The 21,355-nt window shown below is 64.4% G+C and carries 21 protein-coding genes and 2 tRNA genes; 11 read left to right on the top strand and 12 right to left on the bottom strand.

Annotation, left to right across the window (positions count from 1 at the left end):
- Positions 1-181: 181 nt before the first annotated feature.
- From EG244_RS03475 to EG244_RS03465, 3 genes are all read right to left on the bottom strand, one after another.
- Entirely contained in the window at positions 182-3,241 is a 3,060-nt protein-coding gene (locus EG244_RS03475) for a bifunctional RecB family nuclease/DEAD/DEAH box helicase (protein ID WP_124963625.1), read from the bottom strand.
- 109 nt (positions 3,242-3,350) lie between these two features.
- A tRNA-Ser gene (locus EG244_RS03470) sits at positions 3,351-3,440 on the bottom strand.
- A 521-nt stretch (positions 3,441-3,961) separates the two neighbouring features.
- A tRNA-Ser gene (locus EG244_RS03465) sits at positions 3,962-4,051 on the bottom strand.
- Positions 4,052-4,204: 153 nt separating this feature from the next.
- Here EG244_RS03465 and EG244_RS03460 point away from each other — a divergent pair.
- The 4 genes from EG244_RS03460 (at position 4,205) to EG244_RS03445 (ending at position 6,621) form a co-directional block, all read left to right on the top strand.
- Positions 4,205-5,029 carry a DUF2059 domain-containing protein gene (locus EG244_RS03460; protein WP_124963624.1) on the top strand — a complete coding sequence of 275 codons (825 nt, stop codon included), beginning with the start codon at positions 4,205-4,207 and terminating at the stop codon, positions 5,027-5,029.
- Between the two features lie 225 nt (positions 5,030-5,254).
- A complete protein-coding gene (gene rplU, locus EG244_RS03455; protein WP_124963623.1) occupies positions 5,255-5,641 on the top strand; it encodes a 50S ribosomal protein L21 in 387 nt (128 codons plus the stop codon).
- Between the two features lie 13 nt (positions 5,642-5,654).
- The gene (rpmA, locus tag EG244_RS03450; protein WP_124963622.1) at positions 5,655-5,924 is read left to right on the top strand and encodes a 50S ribosomal protein L27; all 270 of its coding nucleotides are present in this window, start codon (positions 5,655-5,657) and stop codon (positions 5,922-5,924) included.
- 154 nt (positions 5,925-6,078) lie between these two features.
- Positions 6,079-6,621: a GNAT family N-acetyltransferase gene (locus tag EG244_RS03445; protein ID WP_124963621.1), complete on the top strand. Its 543-nt coding sequence runs from the start codon at positions 6,079-6,081 to the stop codon at positions 6,619-6,621.
- Positions 6,622-6,737: 116 nt separating this feature from the next.
- Here EG244_RS03445 and aat read toward each other — a convergent pair whose 3' ends face one another.
- The 3 genes from aat to accB are packed head-to-tail and all read right to left on the bottom strand — an operon-like array spanning position 6,738 to position 9,173.
- Positions 6,738-7,337, bottom strand: a complete 600-nt coding sequence (aat, locus tag EG244_RS03440) for a leucyl/phenylalanyl-tRNA--protein transferase (protein ID WP_124963758.1) — start codon at positions 7,335-7,337, stop codon at positions 6,738-6,740.
- On the bottom strand, positions 7,328-8,674 hold the full coding sequence (gene accC / locus EG244_RS03435) for an acetyl-CoA carboxylase biotin carboxylase subunit (protein WP_124963620.1): 1,347 nt from the start codon (positions 8,672-8,674) through the stop codon (positions 7,328-7,330). The genes aat and accC overlap by 10 nt, the downstream gene beginning before the upstream one ends.
- Before the next feature lie 10 nt (positions 8,675-8,684).
- Positions 8,685-9,173: an acetyl-CoA carboxylase biotin carboxyl carrier protein gene (gene accB / locus EG244_RS03430; protein WP_124963619.1), complete on the bottom strand. Its 489-nt coding sequence runs from the start codon at positions 9,171-9,173 to the stop codon at positions 8,685-8,687.
- Positions 9,174-9,472: 299 nt separating this feature from the next.
- Between accB and EG244_RS03425 the strand changes: the two genes are divergently transcribed.
- From EG244_RS03425 to preA, 3 genes are all read left to right on the top strand, one after another.
- Positions 9,473-10,777, top strand: a complete 1,305-nt coding sequence (locus tag EG244_RS03425) for an NAD(P)-dependent oxidoreductase (RefSeq protein WP_124963618.1) — start codon at positions 9,473-9,475, stop codon at positions 10,775-10,777.
- A 90-nt stretch (positions 10,778-10,867) separates the two neighbouring features.
- Positions 10,868-11,407 (top strand): DedA family protein, encoded by a 540-nt coding sequence (locus EG244_RS03420; protein ID WP_124963617.1) that lies wholly within the window; start codon positions 10,868-10,870, stop codon positions 11,405-11,407.
- Between the two features lie 100 nt (positions 11,408-11,507).
- Positions 11,508-12,806 (top strand): NAD-dependent dihydropyrimidine dehydrogenase subunit PreA, encoded by a 1,299-nt coding sequence (preA, locus tag EG244_RS03415; protein WP_124963616.1) that lies wholly within the window; start codon positions 11,508-11,510, stop codon positions 12,804-12,806.
- Positions 12,807-13,916: 1,110 nt separating this feature from the next.
- Here the strand turns inward: preA and EG244_RS03405 are convergent.
- Together EG244_RS03405 and trpA are read right to left on the bottom strand one after the other, a co-directional pair.
- Positions 13,917-14,270, bottom strand: coding sequence for a cupin domain-containing protein (locus EG244_RS03405; RefSeq protein ID WP_124963614.1), 354 nt, complete (start codon positions 14,268-14,270; stop codon positions 13,917-13,919).
- A gap of 116 nt (positions 14,271-14,386) precedes the next feature.
- Positions 14,387-15,178, bottom strand: a complete 792-nt coding sequence (gene trpA / locus EG244_RS03400) for a tryptophan synthase subunit alpha (RefSeq protein WP_124963613.1) — start codon at positions 15,176-15,178, stop codon at positions 14,387-14,389.
- 201 nt (positions 15,179-15,379) lie between these two features.
- Here trpA and EG244_RS03395 point away from each other — a divergent pair, with 201 nt between their 5' ends.
- The 3 genes from EG244_RS03395 to ychF all read left to right on the top strand — a co-directional run bounded on the left by EG244_RS03395 (position 15,380) and on the right by ychF (position 17,722).
- Positions 15,380-15,931, top strand: coding sequence for an acyltransferase family protein (locus EG244_RS03395; RefSeq protein ID WP_124963612.1), 552 nt, complete (start codon positions 15,380-15,382; stop codon positions 15,929-15,931).
- Entirely contained in the window at positions 15,928-16,509 is a 582-nt protein-coding gene (locus tag EG244_RS03390) for an acyltransferase family protein (RefSeq protein ID WP_124963611.1), read from the top strand. Before EG244_RS03395 ends, EG244_RS03390 begins: the two co-directional genes overlap by 4 nt.
- A gap of 115 nt (positions 16,510-16,624) precedes the next feature.
- Positions 16,625-17,722, top strand: a complete 1,098-nt coding sequence (gene ychF, locus EG244_RS03385) for a redox-regulated ATPase YchF (RefSeq protein WP_124963610.1) — start codon at positions 16,625-16,627, stop codon at positions 17,720-17,722.
- A gap of 249 nt (positions 17,723-17,971) precedes the next feature.
- Here the strand turns inward: ychF and EG244_RS03380 are convergent, their stop codons facing one another.
- The 4 genes from EG244_RS03380 to EG244_RS03365 are packed head-to-tail and all read right to left on the bottom strand — an operon-like array spanning position 17,972 to position 20,354.
- Complete coding sequence (locus EG244_RS03380) at positions 17,972-18,301, bottom strand: ArsC/Spx/MgsR family protein (RefSeq protein ID WP_233588905.1); 330 nt, start codon at positions 18,299-18,301, stop codon at positions 17,972-17,974.
- Positions 18,292-19,347, bottom strand: a complete 1,056-nt coding sequence (locus tag EG244_RS03375) for a quinone-dependent dihydroorotate dehydrogenase (protein ID WP_124963756.1) — start codon at positions 19,345-19,347, stop codon at positions 18,292-18,294. The genes EG244_RS03380 and EG244_RS03375 overlap by 10 nt, the downstream gene beginning before the upstream one ends.
- A gap of 5 nt (positions 19,348-19,352) precedes the next feature.
- Entirely contained in the window at positions 19,353-19,697 is a 345-nt protein-coding gene (locus tag EG244_RS03370) for a DUF952 domain-containing protein (RefSeq protein ID WP_124963609.1), read from the bottom strand.
- A 48-nt stretch (positions 19,698-19,745) separates the two neighbouring features.
- Entirely contained in the window at positions 19,746-20,354 is a 609-nt protein-coding gene (locus tag EG244_RS03365) for a LysE/ArgO family amino acid transporter (protein WP_124963608.1), read from the bottom strand.
- An 84-nt stretch (positions 20,355-20,438) separates the two neighbouring features.
- On the opposite strand from EG244_RS03365, the gene EG244_RS03360 reads away from it, so the two are divergent.
- The gene (locus tag EG244_RS03360) at positions 20,439-21,320 is read left to right on the top strand and encodes a LysR family transcriptional regulator ArgP (protein ID WP_124963607.1); all 882 of its coding nucleotides are present in this window, start codon (positions 20,439-20,441) and stop codon (positions 21,318-21,320) included.
- Positions 21,321-21,355 lie beyond the last annotated feature (35 nt).

Below are 21,355 nucleotides of genomic sequence, written 5' to 3'. Positions count from 1 at the left end.
TGTGCCCGCCATCGGCCTGCCGCCCGGATCATGCCCCGGCTCATCGGTGTCTGCGGAGGTGAAGGCGCTTTGCTCGGCGATGAGGTCAGGGACACTGGCAAAGCCTGGGCAATAAGCGGTAACAGGCCGGATGCGCAGGCGGTCCGACAAGCCCTTCGTGACCAGCCCCCGGCCGGATCGATCACAAATCCGGACGTTCCGGGGCAGGGGCCGGGCACAGCGGCAGCGCGCAGAGTGTATTGACGAGGCGCATCTCTTCGACCGTGGTGCAGGCCGCCTCGCGCAGGCGCGACGCGCCAAAGACCAGCGCTAAGCCTTTCGCGCGCGAGACCGCCACATTGATGCGGTTGAGCGACAAAAGAAAGTCCATCCCCCGGGCACTCTCTTCTGCAGATGAGGCCGTCATAGAAACAAGGCAGACCGGCGCTTCCTGGCCCTGAAATGTGTCCACCGTGCCGACCCGAATGCCCTGCGGCATGACCTCGCGCAGCGCATTGACCTGGGCATTAAAGGGCGCCACGACCATGATATCGCGCAGAGACAGCGGGCGCGGGGCGCCGGTCTTTCCCTGCCACTGACCCGACAGCAGCTCCGCAACGGTGACGCGGATTGCCTCGGCCTCCTCTGGTGCGATCTGGGTGTTCCCTTCATGCGCCAGCGGCACGAAGAAGGCCCCGGCCTGGGGATAGCGGGTGCCCGTCACCCCCTGATCTGCCGTTTCAGGGTGGCTTTCAAGCCGCCCGCCATAGACCTGATCCGAGATAAAGCCGCAGACCTGCGGATGCATCCGGCGCGAGACCGACAAAAAGATCCCGCGATCCGGCGTCACCGTCCCGCCCTCGCCGATCATCCACTCCAGGCAGGAGCGCCCCGCCGGGTCGGGATGCGCGCCCTGGATCACCTGGGGCAATTGCTGCGGATCGCCCACCAGCACGATATTTTTGGCCGCCCGCCCCATGGCCGCCATATTGGCCAGGCCGACCTGACCGGCTTCATCCACGAAGAGCCAGTCAAAAGCCTGGATATTCTCATCGCGGCAAAAGAACCAGGCCGTCGCGCCGACGATCTGCCGCCCGCCGGCGGCCTCGTCATTGCTGCCGGTGCGGCGCACCGGGCTGTCCGCGGGGTAGCCATCCTCGCTGCCAGAGGTTTTGTGAACGATATCAATCGGACAGGGCAGGCTCTCTTCGGCGGCCGCCGAAAGGCAGCCCGTCAGCACATTGCGGATCGCCTCATGGCTGTTGGAGGTGACACCCACCCGCGCGCCCTGCCGCAACAGCGCCAGGATCGCGCGGGCGGTGACATAGGTTTTGCCGGTGCCAGGCGGCCCCTGGATCGGCAGCAGGCTCTGGTCCATGGCGGTCGTCGCCGCGATCACTGCGCTCAGCGGATCGGGCCCGGTCTGCAGCTCGCCGCTGTGCAGCCGTGGCGCGCGCCGCGCCAGCAGATCGTCAACGGCGCGGTAGCTGCGCGGGCCGCATTGATCGTCGATCACATCGCGCAGCGCCGCCGCCAGGACTTTGGTCTCCAGCGGCCAGTCGGGATGCAGGCTCAGGTGATCGCTGAGCAGCGCGGCTTTGCCCGGCCCGGCCTTCAGCGTGATCCGCCCCGCGCGGCGGTCCAGCGCCTCAATCGTGACCGAGGCGGGGGGACCGTCTGAGACCGGCAGTGTCGCGCGTTTTCCCGCCCGGAGTTTCGTCTCCTGCGGTGCAAAGCGGTAGCTGCGCTGAAACGAGCGTTTCACCGGCTCCGGCGGCCCGATCGCCCTTAACCCTGCAAGGGCATTGAGGTCTTCCAGCAGCGCATCCTCGTCTTTGCTCAGCGACTCGAAGACCGCCCATTGCGCGGGCTTTGCCTCGCGCTGATGAAAAAGCCCCAGATCAAAAAGCATCGCCTGCCGCGCGGGGGGCAGATCAGAGGCGGCCAGCGCGCGGCGCAGATCGGCGCTGTCGCTCTCCTCAAAGCTCTCTTTTTCGGCAGCCTCTGGGGCGGGCTGCGGCCAGGGCCTGTCGGGGCGGCGCTGCAAAAGCCAGTCGCGCAAAGCCCCGGTCAACCGGCAGGCCTCTTCCGGGGAGGGCTCGGCGGCAGAGGGCGCCTCGCCCGCAAAGCCCGCCAGATCGCGGATCCGGGCCGGGGGCTTTGCGCTGAGAAAGGCGCCGCGCAAAACGGCGGCCAGATCGGTCAGACGCCGCTCGCGCAGCAGCCGGTCGAGGAAGGCCTCTCCGGTGCCAAGCGCGATCATCAGCCGTTTCAGCGCCGTCAGCGGCTCGGTGCCGAAATGGCAGATCTGCGCCCGGGGGAAGCTGTCGAAATGGTGTTTCAGATCAAGGGGCAGGGCGCTCAGATCCGTGCCGCCCGGCCCATAAAGGCGGGTGGTTTCGTTCAGGCGCAGGGCGTGGGTCTCGCCGGAGAGCGCATAAAAAAGATCGCCCTCCTGCGGCTCGGGCAGCAGATCAAAGCCCTGACCGGGGCTGGCCGGTCGCGGCTCCCAGCCGCTTTGACCGCGCGCGCGCGCGAGGTGCAGCCGGGCGCGGGCGGCAAGCCCTGCGGTCGTGCCTTCGCCGAAGCCGCGCGGTGGCGCGGTCAGTTCTGCAAGCGCCGTCAGGGTCTGCACCCCGGCGGCCTCCAGCTTTTTCACCTGCCCGCGTCGCAGGCCTGGCAGCTGATAAAGGCTGTCCGCGGCTTCCCAGCCCGCCGCACAGCGGGGCTGCCAGCGGCAGGTGTCACAGGCCGCACAGGGCTGCGGGCGCGTGACGGGCGGATCGGTCGCAAAGGCCCGCAGCCGCGCATGAAGGCTTCGGGTGTAGTGGAGATAATCCTGCAACGGCACAGGCCCGCAGCCGCCGATCTCAGCGCTGATATGGCCCTGACGCGGCACATTGCCCTGAACTATCGCCAGAAGATCGGCGCAAAGCGCAAGCGTCATAATCTCTGCGGGGGTCGGCGGGCCCGGTCGGATCACCCCCGGCTCATAGCTGAAAGCACCGAGGCGCGAGGGATGCCCGACCCGCTGCAGGAAATCGGCCCGCACCAGGATCTCTGAGGTGAGAAAGACCGGATCCGATACGAGCGCCTCGCCGCGGCGCATGGCGCGAAGGGTCGCCTCTGCCGCTTCGGAAAGGCCTGCCTCTGGCGGGGCAGCCGCGATGTCCTGCAGATCGAGCGCGCTGGCATGAGCGCAGGCCGAAAACCGCAGAAGATCCGTCGCGGTGACCAGGGGGCTTTGCTGCAAAGCGCTCATCTCTACCTCACCTCAGGCCGGGTCTTTCAGACAGGACCCGGGGTGCAACCCTATGTCGGAAAATAAAAAATCCGGCCGGAGCCGGATTGTATCACACCCCTGAGGGATGTGGCGGAGAGGGTGGGATTCGAACCCACGGTACCCTTGCAGGTACTCCGGTTTTCGAGACCGGCGCGATCGACCACTCCGCCACCTCTCCGTGAACATCTGGGGGTCGTCTGAGGCGGTGTTTAGCCGGGGTGCTCGGGCGCTGCAAGGGGGGAAAGCGGCTGAGGGGTGAAGTTTTTATCCGCCGCCCGCGCGGGGGCGGGACTTCGGGAAAAGCATCCGCGTCAGGTGCTTGGCGGGGGCCTTCGCGGCGATCTTCCGGCGCGGACCAGGGCCCGGATGCTCTCTGCGGAGCCGGGGGCCGCTGCACGGGTCATCCCGCTTGGCACTGGAGCGACGGTCAGCGGATAGCGCCGCCTGGCAGTAGTCCCGGCGGTTCAGGGCGCTGAAGGCTCTCACGCCCGGGGGCAGCATCTGCAAAATCCGGAGGTTTCAGCCGGAAAGCTGTAGCATAGCCCCGATCTGCGGGATGCAGGGGGCTGAGAATATAGCTTTGCGGTGAAGGAGACGGCTTGCCGCGCGCTGAGCGTGCGAAAGCGCATACCGGCCGGATCAGCGGGATAGCGACGCTTGCAAAGATCTGGAAAAACAGATGCCACATCAAAGGGATGATGGCGGAGAGGGTGGGATTCGAACCCACGGTACCCTTGCAGGTACTCCGGTTTTCGAGACCGGCGCGATCGACCACTCCGCCACCTCTCCGTGAGCATCTGGGGGTCGTATGAAGCGGTTTCTACTGAGGGCACTGGTCCGCTGCAAGGGGGAAAAGTCGGAAAAAACACACATTTTTTTCACTGGCCTTCGCAAGGGCCAAAGGGCAGGCTAAAGAGACGGATCCTGTCGGAGTTTCCTTCTATGTTTGCGCGTCTTCTTTCCCCGGTCCTGCTGGTTTGTCTGATGTCGGGTCAGGGCCTGGCGGGCCCGGTGCGTGATCTGGCGGCCTCGATGCGCTTTACTCAGCTTTTTGAGGTGCTGCAGGATGAGGGGCTGCGCTTTGGCGAAAGCCTGCAGGCGGATCTCTTTCCCGGCGAAGGCGGGGCGCGCTGGCGCCGCGATGTGGCGCGTATTCATGACGCCGCAACCATGCAGGAGCTGGCCGAGGCGGATCTGGAAGAGCGTCTGGAAAACCAGCCCGAAGCCCTGGCCCGCATGAAGGCCTTTTTCGACAGCCCCACCGGGCAGAAGATCAGTGATCTGGAGATTGCGGCGCGCAGGGCCTATCTGGATGACCGCGTCAAGGCGGCAGCAGAACGGGCCTGGGGCAATTTTGGTGTCGATCTTCCCGGCCGCGTTGTTTTGATTGAGACCCTGGTCGAGACCAATGATCTCATTGAGCAAAACGTAGCCGGCGGCATGAATGCCAATCTGGCCTTTTATCAGGGCATGCGCGCGGCCGGGGCCTTTGGCGAAGATGTGCCCGAGCCGGATATGATGGCGGATCTCTGGTCGCAGGAAGATGCGATCCGCGAAGAGACTGCCGGCTGGCTTTTGCCTTATCTCGCCATGGCTTACCGCCCGTTAAGCGATGCCGAACTCAGCGCCTATGTTGCGTTCTCCAAAAGCCCCGACGGGCAGCTGCTGAACCGCGCGCTCTTTGCGACCTTTGACAAGGTCTTTGTCACCGTGTCGCGCGATCTGGGCACGGCGGCGGCGGGGATGCTGAACGGGCGCGACATCTGAGCCTTATTTTAAACGGCGAAACTGCCTGCCGGGGCTGCCATAAGCCTTGACTTAGGGGGGGCGTTTTTGCGACAAGCCCCCATCCGGACCGGGGCGACTCGGGGCCGGAGTTCTTTTATGACGCTCCGCCGGGGTCAACCCGCTCCGGGGCGCGCAGTCCGAAGGCATCAACGCCGGGTCACACCCCGGGGCCGCAGGACGCGGAAACTGTAGGAAGGAAAGACCATGTTTGCGGTCCTCAAGACTGGCGGCAAGCAATACAAGGTACAGGCCGGTGACGTCCTGCGCGTTGAAAAGCTTGATGCAATCGCTGGCGACAAAATCCAGTTCAACGAGATCCTCATGGTTGGTGGCGAAGCCCTGACCGTTGGCGCTCCGCTGGTTGCCGGTGCAGCTGTTCAGGCTGAAGTCATCGATCAGATCAAAGCTGACAAAGTGATCAACTTCGTCAAGCGTCGTCGTAAGCACTCGTCGCAGCGCACCAAAGGCCACCGTCAGAAGCTGACCCTGGTCCGCGTCACCGGCATCCTTGCTTCGGGCGCAGAAACTTCGGGCGTTGCTGCGGCAACCGGTACTGCCGACGCACGTCGTGCAGCACACGAATCGAAATAAGGAGTAACCTCCCATGGCACATAAAAAAGCTGGCGGTTCCTCCCGCAACGGCCGCGACTCAGCCGGTCGCCGCCTTGGTGTGAAACTTTACGGCGGTCAGGTCTGCATCGCCGGCAATATCATCGTTCGTCAGCGCGGCACCAAATGGTTCCCGGGCGACAACGTTGGTATGGGCAAAGACCACACCATCTTCGCGACCACTGACGGCCGCGTTGAGTTCCGTAAAGGCCTCAAGGGCCGCACCTTCATTTCGGTCGTCCAGACCGCGGAAGCTGCAGAATAAGCCGAACCTTTACATTCGGAATGTAAACGGGGGATCGGCGGAAACGCCGGTCCCCCGACCCTTTTGGGGGAAACCGGGGATTTGGTCATCACGACCGGTCGGGCGGCCGGGACGGGACCATGGACACCCCACGCGCTTTTCAGGGAGGAAAGCGATGAAGATGGAACATCTGGCCGATCAGGCCCCTGCAATCATGGCAGAGCGTTTTCAGCTGCGTGCCGTGCGCAAATCGGATGCCGGCCTTCTTGCCTTTCACTCCGGCGATGCCCGCGTGGCGCGGATGACCTCCTCGATCCCGCATCCTCTGCCGCCTGGTGCGACGGAGGCCTGGGTTGAGCGTGTCTCAAAAACCGGCCGCGAAGAGGATGCCTGGATCATCGACGGCACCCGGTCGGGCTGGCCTGAGGTGATCGGCGTCATCAGCCTGAAACATGTCATTCAGGGCCAGTCGGAGATCGGCTATTGGGTGGCCCCCGCTTTCTGGAACACCGGCATCGCCTCTGAGGCGGTGAAGGCGCTGATTGCCGCCAACCCGCTGAACGACCGCACGATTTGTGCGGCGGTCCATCAGGACAACCCCGGCTCGGCGCGGGTGCTGACCCAGGCTGGCTTTGACTATCTTGGCGATGCTGAGACCTTCAGCGTGGCGCGCAATGCCCGTGTGCCGACCTGGACCTATATGAAAAAACTCAGCTGAGGGTCTTCAGGCGGGCGACTGACTGCCTGCTGAAATCCTTGCGGGGATTTCAGCCCTGCGCCGGACATCCCGCAGGCCGCAGAAAGCCCTGCGCCTTTCGGCCTTTGCCAACGATCCTAAAGCAGCTCCCCGGGGCTGCGAAAGAAATCTGCCTCTGTCTCCAGCGCCTGCGTCAGCCGCCTGCGGTACTCTGCGCGCGGGATCTCGATGGCGCCGAGTGAGGCAAGATGCGGCGTCAGAAACTGCGTATCAAAGAGGGTAAATCCCCCGGCCTGCAGCCGCGCCATCAGATGCGCCAGCGCCAGTTTTGAGCCATCGGTGACGCGTGAGAACATGCTTTCGCCAAAGAAAGCCCCGCCCAGAACCACGCCGTAAACGCCGCCGACCAGCGCTCCGTCCATGCGGATTTCCTGGCTGTGGGCAAAGCCTGCGGCATGAAGCGCGGTATAAAGCGTAAAGATTTCCTCATTGATCCAGGTCTCTTCGCGGGCGGCGCAGGCCTGCACCGTTGCGGCGAAGTCCTGATTCACCACCGCTTCATAACCGCCACGCCGGATGCGGCGGGCGAGCGAGCGCGAGATATGGAACTGATCGAGCGGAAAAATCCCGCGCCGTCGCGGGTCGATCCAGTGAATTTCGGGATCATCGCGGCCTTCTGCCATGGGGAAGATCCCCATGGCATAGGCGCGAAGCAGCAGCTCGGGGCTTAGCCGAATTGCTTGTCCAGCCACTTTTCAAGCCAGTGGATGGAGTATTCGCCGTTTTGAATGTCCGGCTCTGCCAGCAGGGCATTGAACAGCGGCACCGTGGTGTCGACGCCGTCCACGATCAGTTCTCCAAGCGCGCGACGCAGACGCGACAGCGCTTCGGGACGGTCGCGGCCATGCACGATCAGCTTGCCGATCAGGCTGTCGTAGTAAGGCGGGATGCGGTAGCCGTCGTAAAGCGCCGAATCCATCCGCACACCCAGACCGCCGGGGGCGTGATACTGGGTCACGGTGCCAGGGCAGGGCGCGAAGTTCGGCAGACGCTCCGCGTTGATCCGGACCTCAATGGCGTGGCCGTTGATTTCCAGCTCATCCTGCGTGAACGACAGCGGCATGCCGGCGGCCACACGGATCTGCTCACGCACGAGGTCCACACCGAAGATCGCCTCGGTGACCGGGTGTTCCACCTGAAGGCGGGTGTTCATTTCGATGAAATAGAACTTACCGTCTTCGTAAAGGAACTCGATGGTGCCCGCGCCGATATATTTCAGCTTGCGCATCGCCGATGCACAGACCTCACCGATCTCCGAGCGGAGTTTCGGCGTGATCGAGGGGCCGGGGGCTTCCTCAAAGACCTTCTGGTGGCGGCGCTGCAGCGAGCAGTCGCGCTCACCGAGGTGAACCGCATTGCCTTTGCCGTCGCCGAAAACCTGCACCTCAATGTGGCGCGGCTTTTGCAGGTATTTCTCGATATAGACTTCGTCGTTGCCGAAAGCCGCTTTCGATTCCGAACGGGCGGTGCGGAAAGACACCTCCAGCTCCGACGGATCGCGCGCCACTTTCATGCCGCGGCCGCCGCCGCCTGCGGTGGCTTTGATGATGATCGGATAGCCGATCTCTTCAGCCACTTTCAGCGCGGTTTCAAAGTCCGGCACACCCCCGGCAGAGCCGGGAACAACCGGGATACCCAGTTCTTTCGCGGTCTCTTTGGCGGTGATCTTATCGCCCATGATGCGGATATGCTCCGCCGTCGGGCCGATAAAGACGAGGCCGTGATCTTCCAGCGCCTGAGCGAAAGAAGCGTTTTCCGACAGGAAGCCATAGCCCGGGTGCACAGCCTGTGCGCCGGTGATCTCGCAGGCCGAGATGATGGCCGACTTTTTCAGATAGCTGTCGGTTGAGGACGGCGGGCCGATGCAGACCGACTCGTCGGCCATGCGCACATGCATGGCGTCCGAATCCGCGGTCGAATGCACGGCGACCGATTTGATCCCCATTTCACGGGCGGCGCGGATCACGCGCAGCGCGATCTCCCCCCGGTTGGCGATCAGGATCTTGTCGAACATGCCTTTGACCTCACTCGATGATCATCAGCGGCGCGCCGAATTCAACCGGCGTGCCGTCAGTGACCACGATGCGCTTCACGGTGCCCGATTTCGGCGCCGGGATGTGGTTCATGGTCTTCATCGCTTCGATGATCATCAGCGTCTGGCCTTCCGAGACCTGCGCGCCGACCGAAACGAAGGGAGCCGCACCCGGCTCGGCGGCCAGATAAGCCGTGCCGACCATGGGCGAGGTGACCGCGCCCGGGTGCTGCGCCGGATCTTCCGGGATCGCGGCGGCGGCCGGGGCTGCGGCGGCTGCCGGAGCGGCGGCTGCGGGGGCTGCCGCATAGGTCACGGGCGCTGCCTGCACGACGGTCGCCTGTTTCACAACGCGCACGTCAAGGCTGTCGTCTTCGCCATATTCGCGCTTTACCGAAAGCTCGGTCAGCTCGTTACGGTTCAGCAGCTCTGCGAGTGCCTGGATGAAAGCCACATCGGCTTCGTGATTGTTTTTGCTCATGCCGTCCTCGATCAGGTTCCGCGCCAGACCGGCGTCGCGCTGTCACGCGGGGGAGCCAGTCGGGGGCTCGCGCCCCGGTTCATTCTTCTGCCCGACGAACGGGCCTGCGGGACTATATACGCCTTCAGTGTCGCAAGGAAAAGCGCTGCGATGCCTCTCCTTCAGGCAGAAGCTGCGCGGGAGGGGCCTCAGCGCCCGGAAAAACGCTGCGGTGAAAATTTACCGCTTGATAAAAATCGGACCTGTGTCAGCCTGAGTCTACCGACTGACATTGAGAATACCGCCTAAGGGAGGCCCGCTTGTCTTACAGCCAGCTCACCCCCGGTATCGTTCCGGGGCGTCTGCCCGCCGATCAGATTGCGACGAATTTTGACGACATCGAGCCGCCTTTTGACGCGCATGAAGCGCGTGTGGCGGCGGATCGGTGTTATTTTTGCCATGATGCGCCCTGCATGACGGCCTGTCCGACCTCGATCGACATTCCGCTTTTCATCCGCCAGATCGCCACCGGAACCCCGGAGGCGGCGGCCAGAACCATCTGGGATCAGAATATCCTTGGCGGCATCTGCGCCCGCGTCTGCCCCACAGAGACGCTCTGCGAAGAGGTCTGTGTGCGGGAGGTGGCGGAGGGCAAGCCCGTCGAGATCGGGCGGCTTCAGCGCTATGCCACCGGCGTCGCCATGGAGAATCCCCACCCCTATACCCGCGCGGCATCGACCGGAAAGCGCGTGGCTGTGGTGGGGGCGGGCCCGGCGGGTCTGTCCTGCGCGCATCGCCTGGCGATGAAGGGTCACGATGTCGTCATCTATGAGCGCCGCGCGAAAGCCGGGGGCCTCAATGAATATGGCATCGCGGCCTATAAGGCGACCCAGGGCTTTGCCCAGGCCGAAGTGGACTGGCTGCTGCAGATCGGCGGCATTGAGATCCGCACCGGGCAATCCTTAGGCGAAAATGTCACCCTTGCAGATCTGCAGTCGCAATATGACGCCGTTTTCCTTGGGATCGGTCTTTCCGGCGTCAACGCGCTGCTGCTGGAAGGGGAGGAGTTAAACGGCGTGCAGGATGCCGTCGATTTCATCGCCGGGCTGCGGCAGTCCGACTTCACCTCGGTGGCCGTCGGGCGCGATGTGGTGGTGATCGGCGGCGGCATGACGGCGGTGGATGCGGCTGTGCAGTCAAAGCTGCTTGGCGCGGAAAACGTCACCATGGTCTATCGCCGTGGCAAAGACCGCATGAGCGCCAGTGAATATGAGCAGGACCACGCCGCGCAGACCGGCGTGAAGATCATCTATGGCGCGGCCCCGGTGAAGATCGAAGGCGCGGGCCGGGTCAGCAGCGTGACCTTTGCCTATACCGAAGACGGCAGGCCGGGGGCTGAGACTTTCACCCTGAAGGCCGATCAGGTCTTCAAAGCCATCGGCCAGCGCCTGGGCGCGCTGCCGCCGGGCCTTCAGGCGGAAGGCGCGAAAATGGCGCAGCGCCCCATGGCCCGGGTCTGGGCGGGGGGCGATTGTGCGGCCGGCGGGGAAGATCTGACCGTCACCGCCGTGGCGGAGGGGCGCGATGCCGCTGAGGCCATTCACAGCGAACTGAGCGGGGCCTGACGCCAATGGCTTGCAGGGGGGGCTTTGGATTTGTAGACGACAGAGGCGGCGCTCCGGCGCGGCCCCTGTCCATCATCCGGAGACCCGCTTTTGGAAGCCCTCGTCGAGACTGCCATCCAGTTCGTGCGCGACAATCGCGACTGGGCTGGCCCGATTGCCTTTATCTTCGCCTTCGCCGAAACCCTGGCGCTTGCCTCGATCCTCATTCCCTCAACGGCGATCCTGATCGGGGTCGGCGCGGTGGTGGCGACCGGCGCGCTCGACTTCACGCCGATCTGGATCGGGGGCAGCATCGGGGCGATGCTCGGCTCGACCATCTCCTATCTGCTGGGCTGGCGGTTTGGCCCGACCATCATGGGCTGGTGGCCGATGAACCGCTATCCGCAACTGGTGGGCCAGGCGTCAAAAGTCTTTGCGAAATACGGCATCATCACCGTGCTGATCGGGCATTTCTTTGGCCCGCTGCGCGCGGTGGTCTTTCTGATGGCCGGGATCGCGCGGATGAATGTGGCGCTTTTCCTGGTGGTCAATGTGATCGGCTGCATCGCCTGGGCCTACTTCGTGCCGAAATCGGGCGAGCTGGGCGGCAATGCGGCCTGGTGGATCTGGGAACGTCTGACCGGTCGCTGACCGACCGACCCTTTTCGACAGAATTTCATCGGCGTGCCTCTGCAAAGAGGCGCGCCTTTTCTTTTGCCATTCGCCATTAACCTCAAGCGGGAGGACAGCCGTGGCCGATCTCACGTCGAATTTCATCGGGATCAAATCCCCCAATCCCTTCTGGCTGGCCTCGGCGCCGCCGACGGATAAGAAGTATAACGTCGAGCGCGCCTATGAGGCGGGCTGGGGCGGGGTGGTCTGGAAGACCCTCGGCTCCGAAGGGCCGCCGGTGGTCAATGTCTCGGGGCCGCGCTATGGCGCGGTCTGGGGCGCGGACCGCCGCCTGCTGGCGCTGAATAACATCGAGCTGATCACCGACCGCCCGCTGGAGGTGAACCTGCGCGAGATCAAAGAGGTCAAGCGCAAGTGGCGCGACCGCGCGCTGGTCATCTCGCTGATGGTGCCCTGTGATGAGGACAGCTGGAAAAATATCCTGAAGGCGATTGAGGATACCGAGGCTGACGGCGTTGAGCTGAACTTCGGCTGCCCGCATGGCATGGCCGAGCGCGGCATGGGATCTGCCGTGGGTCAGGTGCCGGAATATATCGAAATGGTCACCCGCTGGGTGAAGCAATATTCGCGGATGCCCTGCATCGTGAAGCTGACCCCGAATGTCACCTCGATCCTGCCCCCGGCCGTGGCGGCGCATCGCGGCGGCGCTGATGCGGTCAGCCTGATCAACACGGTGAAATCGATCACCAATGTCGATCTGGACAACTTCTCTCCCTTCCCGATGATCGACGGCAAGGGCAGCCACGGCGGCCTTTGCGGCCCTGCCGTTAAGCCCATGGCGTTGAATATGGTGGGCGAGATCGCCCGTCATGATGAGACCCGGAGCCTGCCGATTTCCGGCATCGGCGGCGTGACCACCTGGCGCGATGCGGCCGAGTTTCTCGCCATGGGCGCGGGCAATGTGCAGGTCTGCACGGCGGCGATGACCTATGGCTTCAAGGTTGTGCAGGAGATGATTTCCGGTCTTTCGCAATACCTTGACGAGAAAGAGATGCGGCTGGATGATCTGGTCGGACGCGCGGTGCCGAATTTCGTCGAATGGCAGCATCTGAACCTGAATTATGTCACCAAGGCGCGGATCAGCCAGGACGACTGTATCAAATGCGGTCGCTGTTATGCCGCCTGCGAGGACACCAGCCACCAGGCCATCCTGATGAAGCCGGGCCGGGTCTTTGAGGTGAATGACGCCGAATGCGTCGCCTGCAACCTTTGCGTCAACGTCTGCCCGGTCGAGAACTGCATCACCATGGAGGAGCTGCCGCTCGGCACGCTCGATCCGCGCACCGGTCGCAATGTGGTGCCCTATAGCAATTGGACCGAGCATCCGAACAACCCCTCAGCCACCGCCGCTGAGTGAGATTTTTGGTTTAGGCGCGGCGCGCGATAGAACAGGCCCCTTTGGGGCCTGTTTTGTAAACAGCTCCCCGGCAGGCCATGGGGCTTTTGCCTGTCGCCCGCCCTGCGCTCCTTGCCCGCAGATGCAATTGGCACCTGCTCTTGGTTCGCTGGGCCGGGGGCAATCGGTCTGGTTTGAGGGGGGCAGATGCAGGGAGCCAAGCGTCGCTTTGCGCGGGATCGCGGCTGGCCAGAGAGTGCCCGGCTCCCGAGAGCGGCGGGGAATAAGGGGCAACGCCCGGTGCATGGTGCTGATCCATGGATGATTTTGGGCTTTCAGTCGGGACATCGGCCTCATCCGCCTCAAAATGGGTGATGTCGGGGCAAAGGGCCGGCTCAGGCTGCGCTGCGGTATCCGGGCACCTGCGAAAAGGCTCATCCGGCCTCTCAATGCGGTTGTGGTCCCCGGGAAGAACCGGGCGATAGACTCACTTACCCGCAGGGGGCAACAGGCTATGTGCCGGGGGATCCATGTCAGGATGATGCTGCCTCCCTTTGTGGATGGAAAGGCCGACGCCCTGAGAGACCTGAGGGGGCGATGCGGTTCCGGTCAGCCGTTGCAAATGAGTTCCGCGCGCTGTCGGCTGGCGTCGTGAGTGTCCACTGGCAGCCTGTCAGGAATAGGCTCGAAGCACTTCCGGCATGGCTTCGGACGGACCAGTTTCCCGTGACCTTCTGAGCCGATCGCTTTCGTCCGAAGATTGCTGGCGCAGAGCCATTACGTCTCACTTCTGTGCCGCGCAGTGTCACGGGGCATTGTGGCATGGCTCCTGGGGTGAGGCGCAGATGGTTGACCCCCTTTGCCGCCGCTATCATCCTGTCACTCCTGTCACTCCTGTCACTCCTGTCACTCCTGTCACTCCTGTCACTCCGGCATCGGCCACCATGATCGCGCCATCCCCCGTGGACAGGGGCGAGGGCCCGGTCGAAGTGAAGCGGTTGCCACTCCTGTCATGTGGCAGCGGCAGTCGGAGCGCTGCTCTGGTATGCATGGGCGGTGAGCCTTCGATCCGCGCAGGACCTTCCCCTCCAGCCCTGGTGTCTTACCCAAGACCCCGGCACTGATATCCGGCTATTCGCGCTTCGCCGTCCGACGTCGCCGGGGCTTGCGGCCCGCGTCCGGGGGAGGGACGGGGGGCACGGAGGCGGCAGAGACAACTTCGTCAAGCGTCACCCCGGCGCTCCGGCAGTGCAGCTGGTGGAGCGCGCCCACCGGAATGCTGGCGCTGTCGCTGGCGCTGAGGAGGCGCTCTCCCTCAGGGGTGGTGAGGGTGAAAGCGCCGCTTTGTACCGCGACGTGGCGCGGGAATGGCAGCGTTACGGCCTCTGAGCGCGCGCCGCCGGTCCAGGTCCAGCGGACGATCGTCAGATCACCGGTTTCGGTTACGGTTTCCCCCACGATGCCGGGGGCGGCTATCCTGCGCACACTGCTGTCCTTTCATCTTCCCGCCGAGCATCGCAGCGCGGAATTAAGAAAGGCTGAAGACAGAAAAACCCCGCCTGGCGCGGGGCCGGACGGGGTTTCAGAGACTGTAAACCGGCTCAGCCGCGGTGCGCGCCCTCGGCCAGTGCGGCCACGCGGGAGAGCACTTCCGCCACGGGGCGGCCTTCGCCGATCAGCTTCACGATGGCAGAGCCCACCACGCAGCCATCGCCGACGCGGGCCATGACTTCAGCCCCCTCAGGGGTGGAGATGCCAAAGCCCACCACCACCGGCAGATCGGTCGCCTCTTTGATGCGGGCGACTTCCGGGCCGACGCTGTCGGCACTCGGCGCCGCAGAGCCGGTGATGCCGTTGATCGAGACATAATAGACAAAGCCGGAGGTGTTTTGCAGCACCCGCGGCAGCCGCGCGGCATCGGTCGTCGGCGTGGCGAGGCGGATAAAGTTCAGTCCTGCGGCCTGGGCGGGCAGGCACAGCTCGCTGTCTTCCTCGGGCGGCAGATCGACGATGATCAGACCATCGATCCCGGCCTCCTTCGCCTCAGCCAGAAAACGGTCCACGCCGCGGGCATAGACGGGGTTGTAATAGCCCATCAGCACGATCGGCGTGCTGTCGTCCGTGGCGCGGAAGGCGCGGGCCATCTCAAAGACCCGGTCGGTGTTCATCCCGTGATCGAGCGCGCGCTGGCCTGCGGCCTGGATGGTCGGGCCATCCGCCATCGGATCGGTGAAGCACATGCCCAGCTCGATCACATCCACGCCCGCCCCCGGCAGGCCCTTCATCACCTCAAGCGAGGTCTCAAAGGTCGGATCGCCGCCCATGATATAGGTGACAAATGCCTTGCGCCCCTCGGCGCGCAGGCGGGCGAATGTCTGATCAATACGGGTCACGGGTCAGGCCTCCGGTAATTCCGCTTCGGTGATGCGGCAGCGGGGCGGAAAAGGCAAGCGGCGCTTCAAAATGTCAAATTGTTCTCCCGCCCGATCCTTCCTGTCCGGCGCCCCCCGACCGGCGGCGCAAGGCTGCCGGTCCTGGCCAGTCAGTGACCGCGCGTCCCCGGACCCTGCGGTTGCTGCAAGCGAGGGCTTCTGATGAACGCGCGCCTGCACTACCTCGACGCCTTAAGGGCGTTCTGCCTCTTTTCAGGAATTTTCTACCACGCTTCGCTGATCTGTTCGCCGGCGCTGGACTGGCTGATCAGCGCGGCCGGGCGCAGCCCCTGGCAGGTCTGGCCCGGGGCTGTCAGCCAGGCGTTCCGGATGGCGGCGTTTTTTGTGATCTCCGGCTTTTTCAGTGCCTGGCTTTTGAACCGCAGGCCGCCGGGGGAATGGCTGGCAACGCGGGCGATGCGCATTCTGCTGCCGGTGGTGACGGCGGGGGTTCTCTTCAATACCTCCACCGTCTGGCTGCAGGGCCTTTGCCATGACGGCAGGTGTGACTTCTCAGGCGAAGCGATTGCGGCGCTGAGCCCGATCGGGGCACGCGGATTGTTGCAGCATATGTGGTTTCTGGAAGTGCTGCTGATTCTGATCCTGCTGATGGCGCTGGCACAGCGCCTGAGCATGCGCCCGGGCGTCCAGGCTCTGGCGCGGCGCCGGGGTGCCCTGGCCTCTCCGGAAGCGTTCTGCGCCCCTTTGTCGTGACCTTCCTCGCCATGCTGGTGGCGCAGGGGCTGCTGGCGAAAGGGCTGAGCGAGCCTTTTGAAAGCGTTTTCGTTTATCTGCCGCATTTCGCGCCGGGGGCGGCTCTGGCGCTGAGCCCGGTGTTTCTTGAGCGTTATCGCCGTCTGACACCCGCGGCGGTGATCTTTGGTGTCGGATTCCTGCTTCTGGCCATGGCAGCCTATTGGCTGGAGGTGCCCGCCGGACAGCGCAAGCTTGCTCAGGCGCTGAGCGGGCTTTGCGTCACCCGTCTGCTGGTTGCGCTGGCTTATCGCTGGCTGGATCGCCCGCATCCCTTCATTCGGCGTGCGGCGGATCTGTCGTTCAGCGTCTGTCTGATCCATCAGCCGCTGATCGTCCTTCCGGGGGTGGCCTTCTTCGCCGTCGATCTGCCGCTGGTGCTGGAATACGGGCTGATCTGTGCGCTGACGCTGGTGATCTCGTGGCAGGGAGCCGTGTGGATTGATCGCTCTGCGGCGGCGCGGCTGCTCTTTAACGGCAAATGGAACGATGACTGGTCTCACAAAGGGGGGACGGGCGCGGCTTCGCAGCAGGTCTGAGGGGCCTCTCAGCCGCTTCGTCGCAGCTGTCGCAGGGCTGCGGGAGGTCTCGCCGCTTGATCCCACTGGGGTCAGGCCCTAGAAGCAGCACCGACACCAGCCTCCGGAGGGAACCATGGGTTTTAAAATGGGCATCGTGGGTCTGCCGAATGTTGGCAAATCCACGCTTTTCAACGCGCTGACGCGCACCGCTGCGGCCCAGGCCGCCAATTTCCCGTTCTGCACCATTGAGCCGAACGTCGGAGAGGTCTCGGTGCCGGACGCGCGTCTTGATAAACTGGCCGCGATTGCAGGCTCGAAACAGATCCTGCCGGCGCGGATGACCTTCGTCGATATCGCGGGTCTCGTGCGCGGGGCCTCGCGCGGGGAGGGGCTGGGGAACCAGTTCCTGGCCAATATCCGCGAATGCGATGCGATTGCGCATGTGCTGCGCTGCTTTGAAGACGGCGATATCACCCATGTTGAGGGTCGTATCGATCCGGTCGCGGATGCTGAGACCATCGAGACCGAGCTGATGCTGGCCGATCTCGACAGCATCGAGCGCCGCCGCGCCAATCTGGTGCGCAAGCTGCGCGGGGGCGACAAAGAGGCCGCCGATCAGGACCGTCTGCTGGCGCTGGCGCAAAAGGTGCTGGAAGACGGCAAGCCTGCGCGCACGGTTGCGATCTCGGAAGACGACCGCAAAGCCTGGGATATGCTGCAGCTGCTGACCGCAAAGCCGGTTCTCTTCGTCTGCAACGTCGAAGAGGCGAAGGCCGCAACCGGCAACAGCGAATCTGAGCGTGTGGCGGTCATGGCTGCGGCGCAGGGTGCGGGCACCGTGGTGATCTCGGCCCGGATCGAAGAAGAGCTGGCGCAGATGCCGTCTGAGGATGCGGCAGAATTCCTGGGCGAAATGGGTCTGGAAGAGGCCGGTCTCGACCGTCTGATCCGCGCGGGCTATGCGCTGCTGGGTCTGCAGACCTATTTCACCGTCGGCCCGAAAGAGGCCCGCGCCTGGACCATCACCAAAGGCACCCTGGCGCCGGGTGCTGCGGGCGTGATCCACGGCGATTTTGAGCGCGGCTTCATCCGCTCTGAGACCATCGCTTATGACGATTACATCGCCGGCAATGGTGAGGCGGGTGCCCGTGAAAACGGCAAGTTCCGGCTGGAAGGCAAGACCTATGAGGTGAAGGACGGCGACGTGCTGCATTTCCTTTTCAACGCATAAGAACAGGGAAGTGCGGGGAGGGTTTACCACCCTCCCCGCGCCCCACCCGTTTTCGGGCGCTGAGCGGGCCGTGGCGAGAGCTGCGGCCTTTTGCATGGGGCGGCTGTGGATGCGCTGAAAAAGGAAGGGTGGGGAGGGTTTACCACCCTCCCCACACCCCACCCGTTTTCGGGCGTTGAGCGGGCCGTGGTGAAAGCTGCGGCCTTCAGCTCAGGGCAGGGGAGCTTGCCAGATTGCTGAGTTAAGCCTTCAGAGGGGCTTTTCCAGCAGCTTAAGCAGGGCTTCCGGGGGGCGGCCGATTGCGGCGCTCCGGGGCGACAGAAGGATCGGGCGCTCTATCAGGCGGGGCTCGGCGGCCAGCAGATCAAAGATCTGCGCGGCGCTGTAGTCTGCCGCTTCGGGGGCGTCTTTGCGGCGCAGCAATTGCGCAGCGGGCAGGCCGAGGGCTGTCAGCTCTGCCCGTGAGGGCGGGTCCTGAAGGTAAAGGCGGATCTGTATCTCCGCCCCCGCCGCCTGCAAAAGCTCCACCGCGCGGCGCGAGGTGGAGCAGCGCGGGTTATGCCAGAGCGTCAGAGCCACTGATCGCGGCCCGAGCCGGTCAGGGCCGAGACATTGGCAAGGCCGGTGGCCTGCAGGTGGCTCTCAATGCCCCGGACGATGCGCGGGATCAGCGAGAGCCCCTCATAGACGAGGGCGGAATAGACCTGCACCGCGCTGGCACCGGCCTGCAGTTTGGCAATCGCCTGCTCCGGCGTTGAGATGCCGCCGACGCCGATCAGCGGGATTTTCCCCTCGGTGGCTTTGGAGAGCTGCGCCAGAACCCGGGTGGATTTCTCAAAGAGCGGCGCGCCCGACATGCCGCCGGTCTCGCCCTTATGCGCAGAGGCCAGCCCCTCGCGCGCGAGCGTCGTATTGGTGGTGATCACCGCATCAAGGCCCGAGGCCAGCGCCACTTCACCGATTTCAGCGATCTCCTCGCTGTTGAGATCGGGGGCGATCTTCAGGAAGACCGGGATGCGGCGGCTGAGGCCCGACCGCGCCTCCATCACACCGGCGAGCAGCGCCGAAAGCGCGGCTGCCCCCTGAAGATCGCGCAGCTTTTCGGTATTGGGCGACGACACATTCACGGTCGCAAAATCAATGAACGGACCGCAGACCCGCAGCACATGGGCGAAATCCCCGGCGCGGTCGATGCTGTCTTTATTGGCGCCGAGGTTCAGACCCACCGGCACCGCGCCCAGGGTGCGGGCGCGCAGGCGCGCGGCAATCGCATCTGCGCCTTCATTGTTAAAGCCAAAGCGGTTGATGACCGCGCGGTCCTCGGTCAGCCGGAAGAGACGCGGTTTCGGGTTGCCTGGCTGTGGGCGCGGGGTTGCCGCCCCCACTTCCACAAAGCCGAAACCCGCTTTGCAAAGCTGGTCCACCACTTGCGCGTTTTTGTCATAGCCCGCTGCCAGCCCCACCGGGTTCGGCAGATCCAGCCCGCCCACCGTGGTCTTCAGCCGCGGCGAGGTGATCAGCCCCGACATCGGCACGAGGCCCGTTTGCAGCGCGCGGATCGAGAGGTGATGGGCCTGCTCGGGGTCGAGTTTATGAAGGGCCTTCAGCCCGAGAGTTTCGACCAGTTGCTTCACAATACACCTTCCGGGAAGTCATGCCCCTGCGCGTTCAGCGTAAGCGGCAAAGGCGCCTGCCACAGCACATCAGCGCGGGTCAGGTCACGATAGAGATGGGGAAAGAGCGCGCCGCCGCGCGAGGGCTCCCACTTCAGCGCATCGCCCAGGGCTTCGGCCTCAAGAGCGAGCAGGATCAGATCCGCTTCGCCTTTGAAGTGCTTGGCCGCGGTTTCGCGGACCTGGGCGGCGGTGGAGAAGTGAATATAGCCATCGGCCAGATCAACCGGCGCGCCCGAGGTGCGTCCGGCACTGGTGAAAGCTTCATACTCAGGGCGGCGGAAGATCTTATAAATCAGCATAAGGCCTTCTGCCCCGAAGCGGCGGGGCGGTCAATTCCCCAGACCATGTCACAGCCCCCGCAGCACCAGCGAGAGGGCGATCAGCCACATGGTGCAGCCCACGACGCCCTCCAGCACCACCCAGGCTTTCGGCTGTGCAAAAAGCGGTGCCATCAGCCGCGCCCCAAAGCCAAGCGCCGAGAAAAAGATCACCGAGGCTGCAGCCCCCGCAAGGCCAAAGACCCATTGGAAAGGCGCATATTGTGCCGAGAGCCCGCCGAGCAGCACCACGGTATCGAGATAGACATGCGGATTGGCCCAGGTGAAGAGAAGGCAGGTGGCAATGGTCTTGCCCAAAGGCACCGACTGGCCTTCGGCAGGCATCAGCGCCGCGCCCCCCTTCAGCGCCGCGCGAAAACGCAAGGACCCGTAGTAAAAGAGAAAAACCGCGCCAAGCCACATCATCAGCGGCCCCAGCCAGGGCGTGGCCCGGACCAGCGCGCCAAAGCCGCCGACCCCGGCCGCGATCAGCAGCGCATCGGACAGCGCACAGATCGCCACCACCGGCCCCACATGTTCCCGCCGCAGCCCCTGGCGCAGCACGAAGGCGTTTTGCGCCCCGATCGCGGCGATCAATCCAAAGCTGGTGGCAAAGCCTGCCAGGAGGGCCTGAAGCATGGGAAATCCTTTCGTTGCCTCTCTCCTGGCCTCTGGTGCAGGATAAGGCAAATTAAAGATCCTTTCCTCAGATAAGGCGCGCTTATGATTGATCCCGGCCAGCTTGCGGCCCTCGCGGCCATTTACCGCCGCGGCAGTTTTGAGGCCGCGGCCTCGCAACTCGGGGTCACGCCGCCTGCGGTCTCGCTGCGGCTGAAGGCGCTGGAAGAGCGCATCGGCTGTCTGTTGATCCGCCGTGGAACCCCTGCGCGCGCCACCCCGGCGGGGCTGCGGCTGATCCGCCATTTTGAAGAGCTTTCGCTGCTGGAGGCGGGACTTGCGCGGGATCTGGATCTCGAAGGGCAGGGGCCGGTCACCCTGCGGCTGGCGGTCAATGCCGACAGCCTTGCCACCTGGGTCATCCCGGCGCTGGCCGAAGTGGAGGGGGTGCTTTTCGATCTGGAGATCGACGATCAGAGCTTTTCGCAGGACTGGCTGAAGCGCGGTGATGTGGCGGGGGCCGTCACTTCGCACCCCGGCCCCCTGCAGGGCTGCGAGACCGAGGCGCTGGGCGCTTTGCGTTATCTTGCGACCGCCAGCCCCGGCTTTATGACGCGCTGGTTTGCAAGTGGGGTCACCGCAGAGAGCCTCGCTCATGCCCCGGCGATCACCTTTTCCGACAAGGACCGGCTGCAGTCGGACTGGCTGGCGCAGGTGACCGGGCGGCCGCTTGCCTATCGCACGCATCGGCTGGCCTCTTCGCAGGGCTTTGTGGACGGGGCGCTGGCGGGGCTTGGCTGGGGGATGAACCCCGAGGCCCTGGTGCGCGATCATATCGCCGCGGGGCGGCTGTGTGAGGTGATCCCGGGCCAGGTGCTCGATGTGCCGCTTTACTGGCAGTATACGCGGCAGGCGGCGGGGATCCTGCAGCCGCTGACCCGGGCCATGCGCCGCGCCGCAGCGGGCTGCCTTTTGCGGGTCGGGTAAGCCCGGCGCTGTCCGGCAGGCACAAGAGGGTTGAC

This window comes from Falsigemmobacter faecalis (genome assembly GCF_003863335.1).
GTDB lineage: Bacteria > Pseudomonadota > Alphaproteobacteria > Rhodobacterales > Rhodobacteraceae > Wagnerdoeblera > Wagnerdoeblera faecalis.
The sequence above is the reverse complement of the archived record's forward strand: the minus strand, read 5'-3'. Positions and strand labels throughout refer to the sequence as shown.

Excerpts from the sequence above, each read along its gene's own strand:
- EG244_RS03460 (WP_124963624.1), top strand. The coding sequence starts at position 4,205 with ATGTTTGCGCGTCTTCTTTCCCCGGTCCTGCTGGTTTGTCTGATGTCG.
- accB (WP_124963619.1), bottom strand. The coding sequence starts at position 9,173 with ATGAGCAAAAACAATCACGAAGCCGATGTGGCTTTCATCCAGGCACTC.
- rpmA (WP_124963622.1), top strand. The coding sequence starts at position 5,655 with ATGGCACATAAAAAAGCTGGCGGTTCCTCCCGCAACGGCCGCGACTCA.
- accC (WP_124963620.1), bottom strand. The coding sequence starts at position 8,674 with ATGTTCGACAAGATCCTGATCGCCAACCGGGGGGAGATCGCGCTGCGC.
- EG244_RS03370 (WP_124963609.1), bottom strand. The coding sequence starts at position 19,697 with ATGCTGATTTATAAGATCTTCCGCCGCCCTGAGTATGAAGCTTTCACC.
- EG244_RS03365 (WP_124963608.1), bottom strand. The coding sequence starts at position 20,354 with ATGCTTCAGGCCCTCCTGGCAGGCTTTGCCACCAGCTTTGGATTGATC.
- rplU (WP_124963623.1), top strand. The coding sequence starts at position 5,255 with ATGTTTGCGGTCCTCAAGACTGGCGGCAAGCAATACAAGGTACAGGCC.
- ychF (WP_124963610.1), top strand. The coding sequence starts at position 16,625 with ATGGGTTTTAAAATGGGCATCGTGGGTCTGCCGAATGTTGGCAAATCC.
- EG244_RS03395 (WP_124963612.1), top strand. The coding sequence starts at position 15,380 with ATGAACGCGCGCCTGCACTACCTCGACGCCTTAAGGGCGTTCTGCCTC.
- EG244_RS03445 (WP_124963621.1), top strand. The coding sequence starts at position 6,079 with ATGAAGATGGAACATCTGGCCGATCAGGCCCCTGCAATCATGGCAGAG.
- EG244_RS03360 (WP_124963607.1), top strand. The coding sequence starts at position 20,439 with ATGATTGATCCCGGCCAGCTTGCGGCCCTCGCGGCCATTTACCGCCGC.
- EG244_RS03475 (WP_124963625.1), bottom strand. The coding sequence starts at position 3,241 with ATGAGCGCTTTGCAGCAAAGCCCCCTGGTCACCGCGACGGATCTTCTG.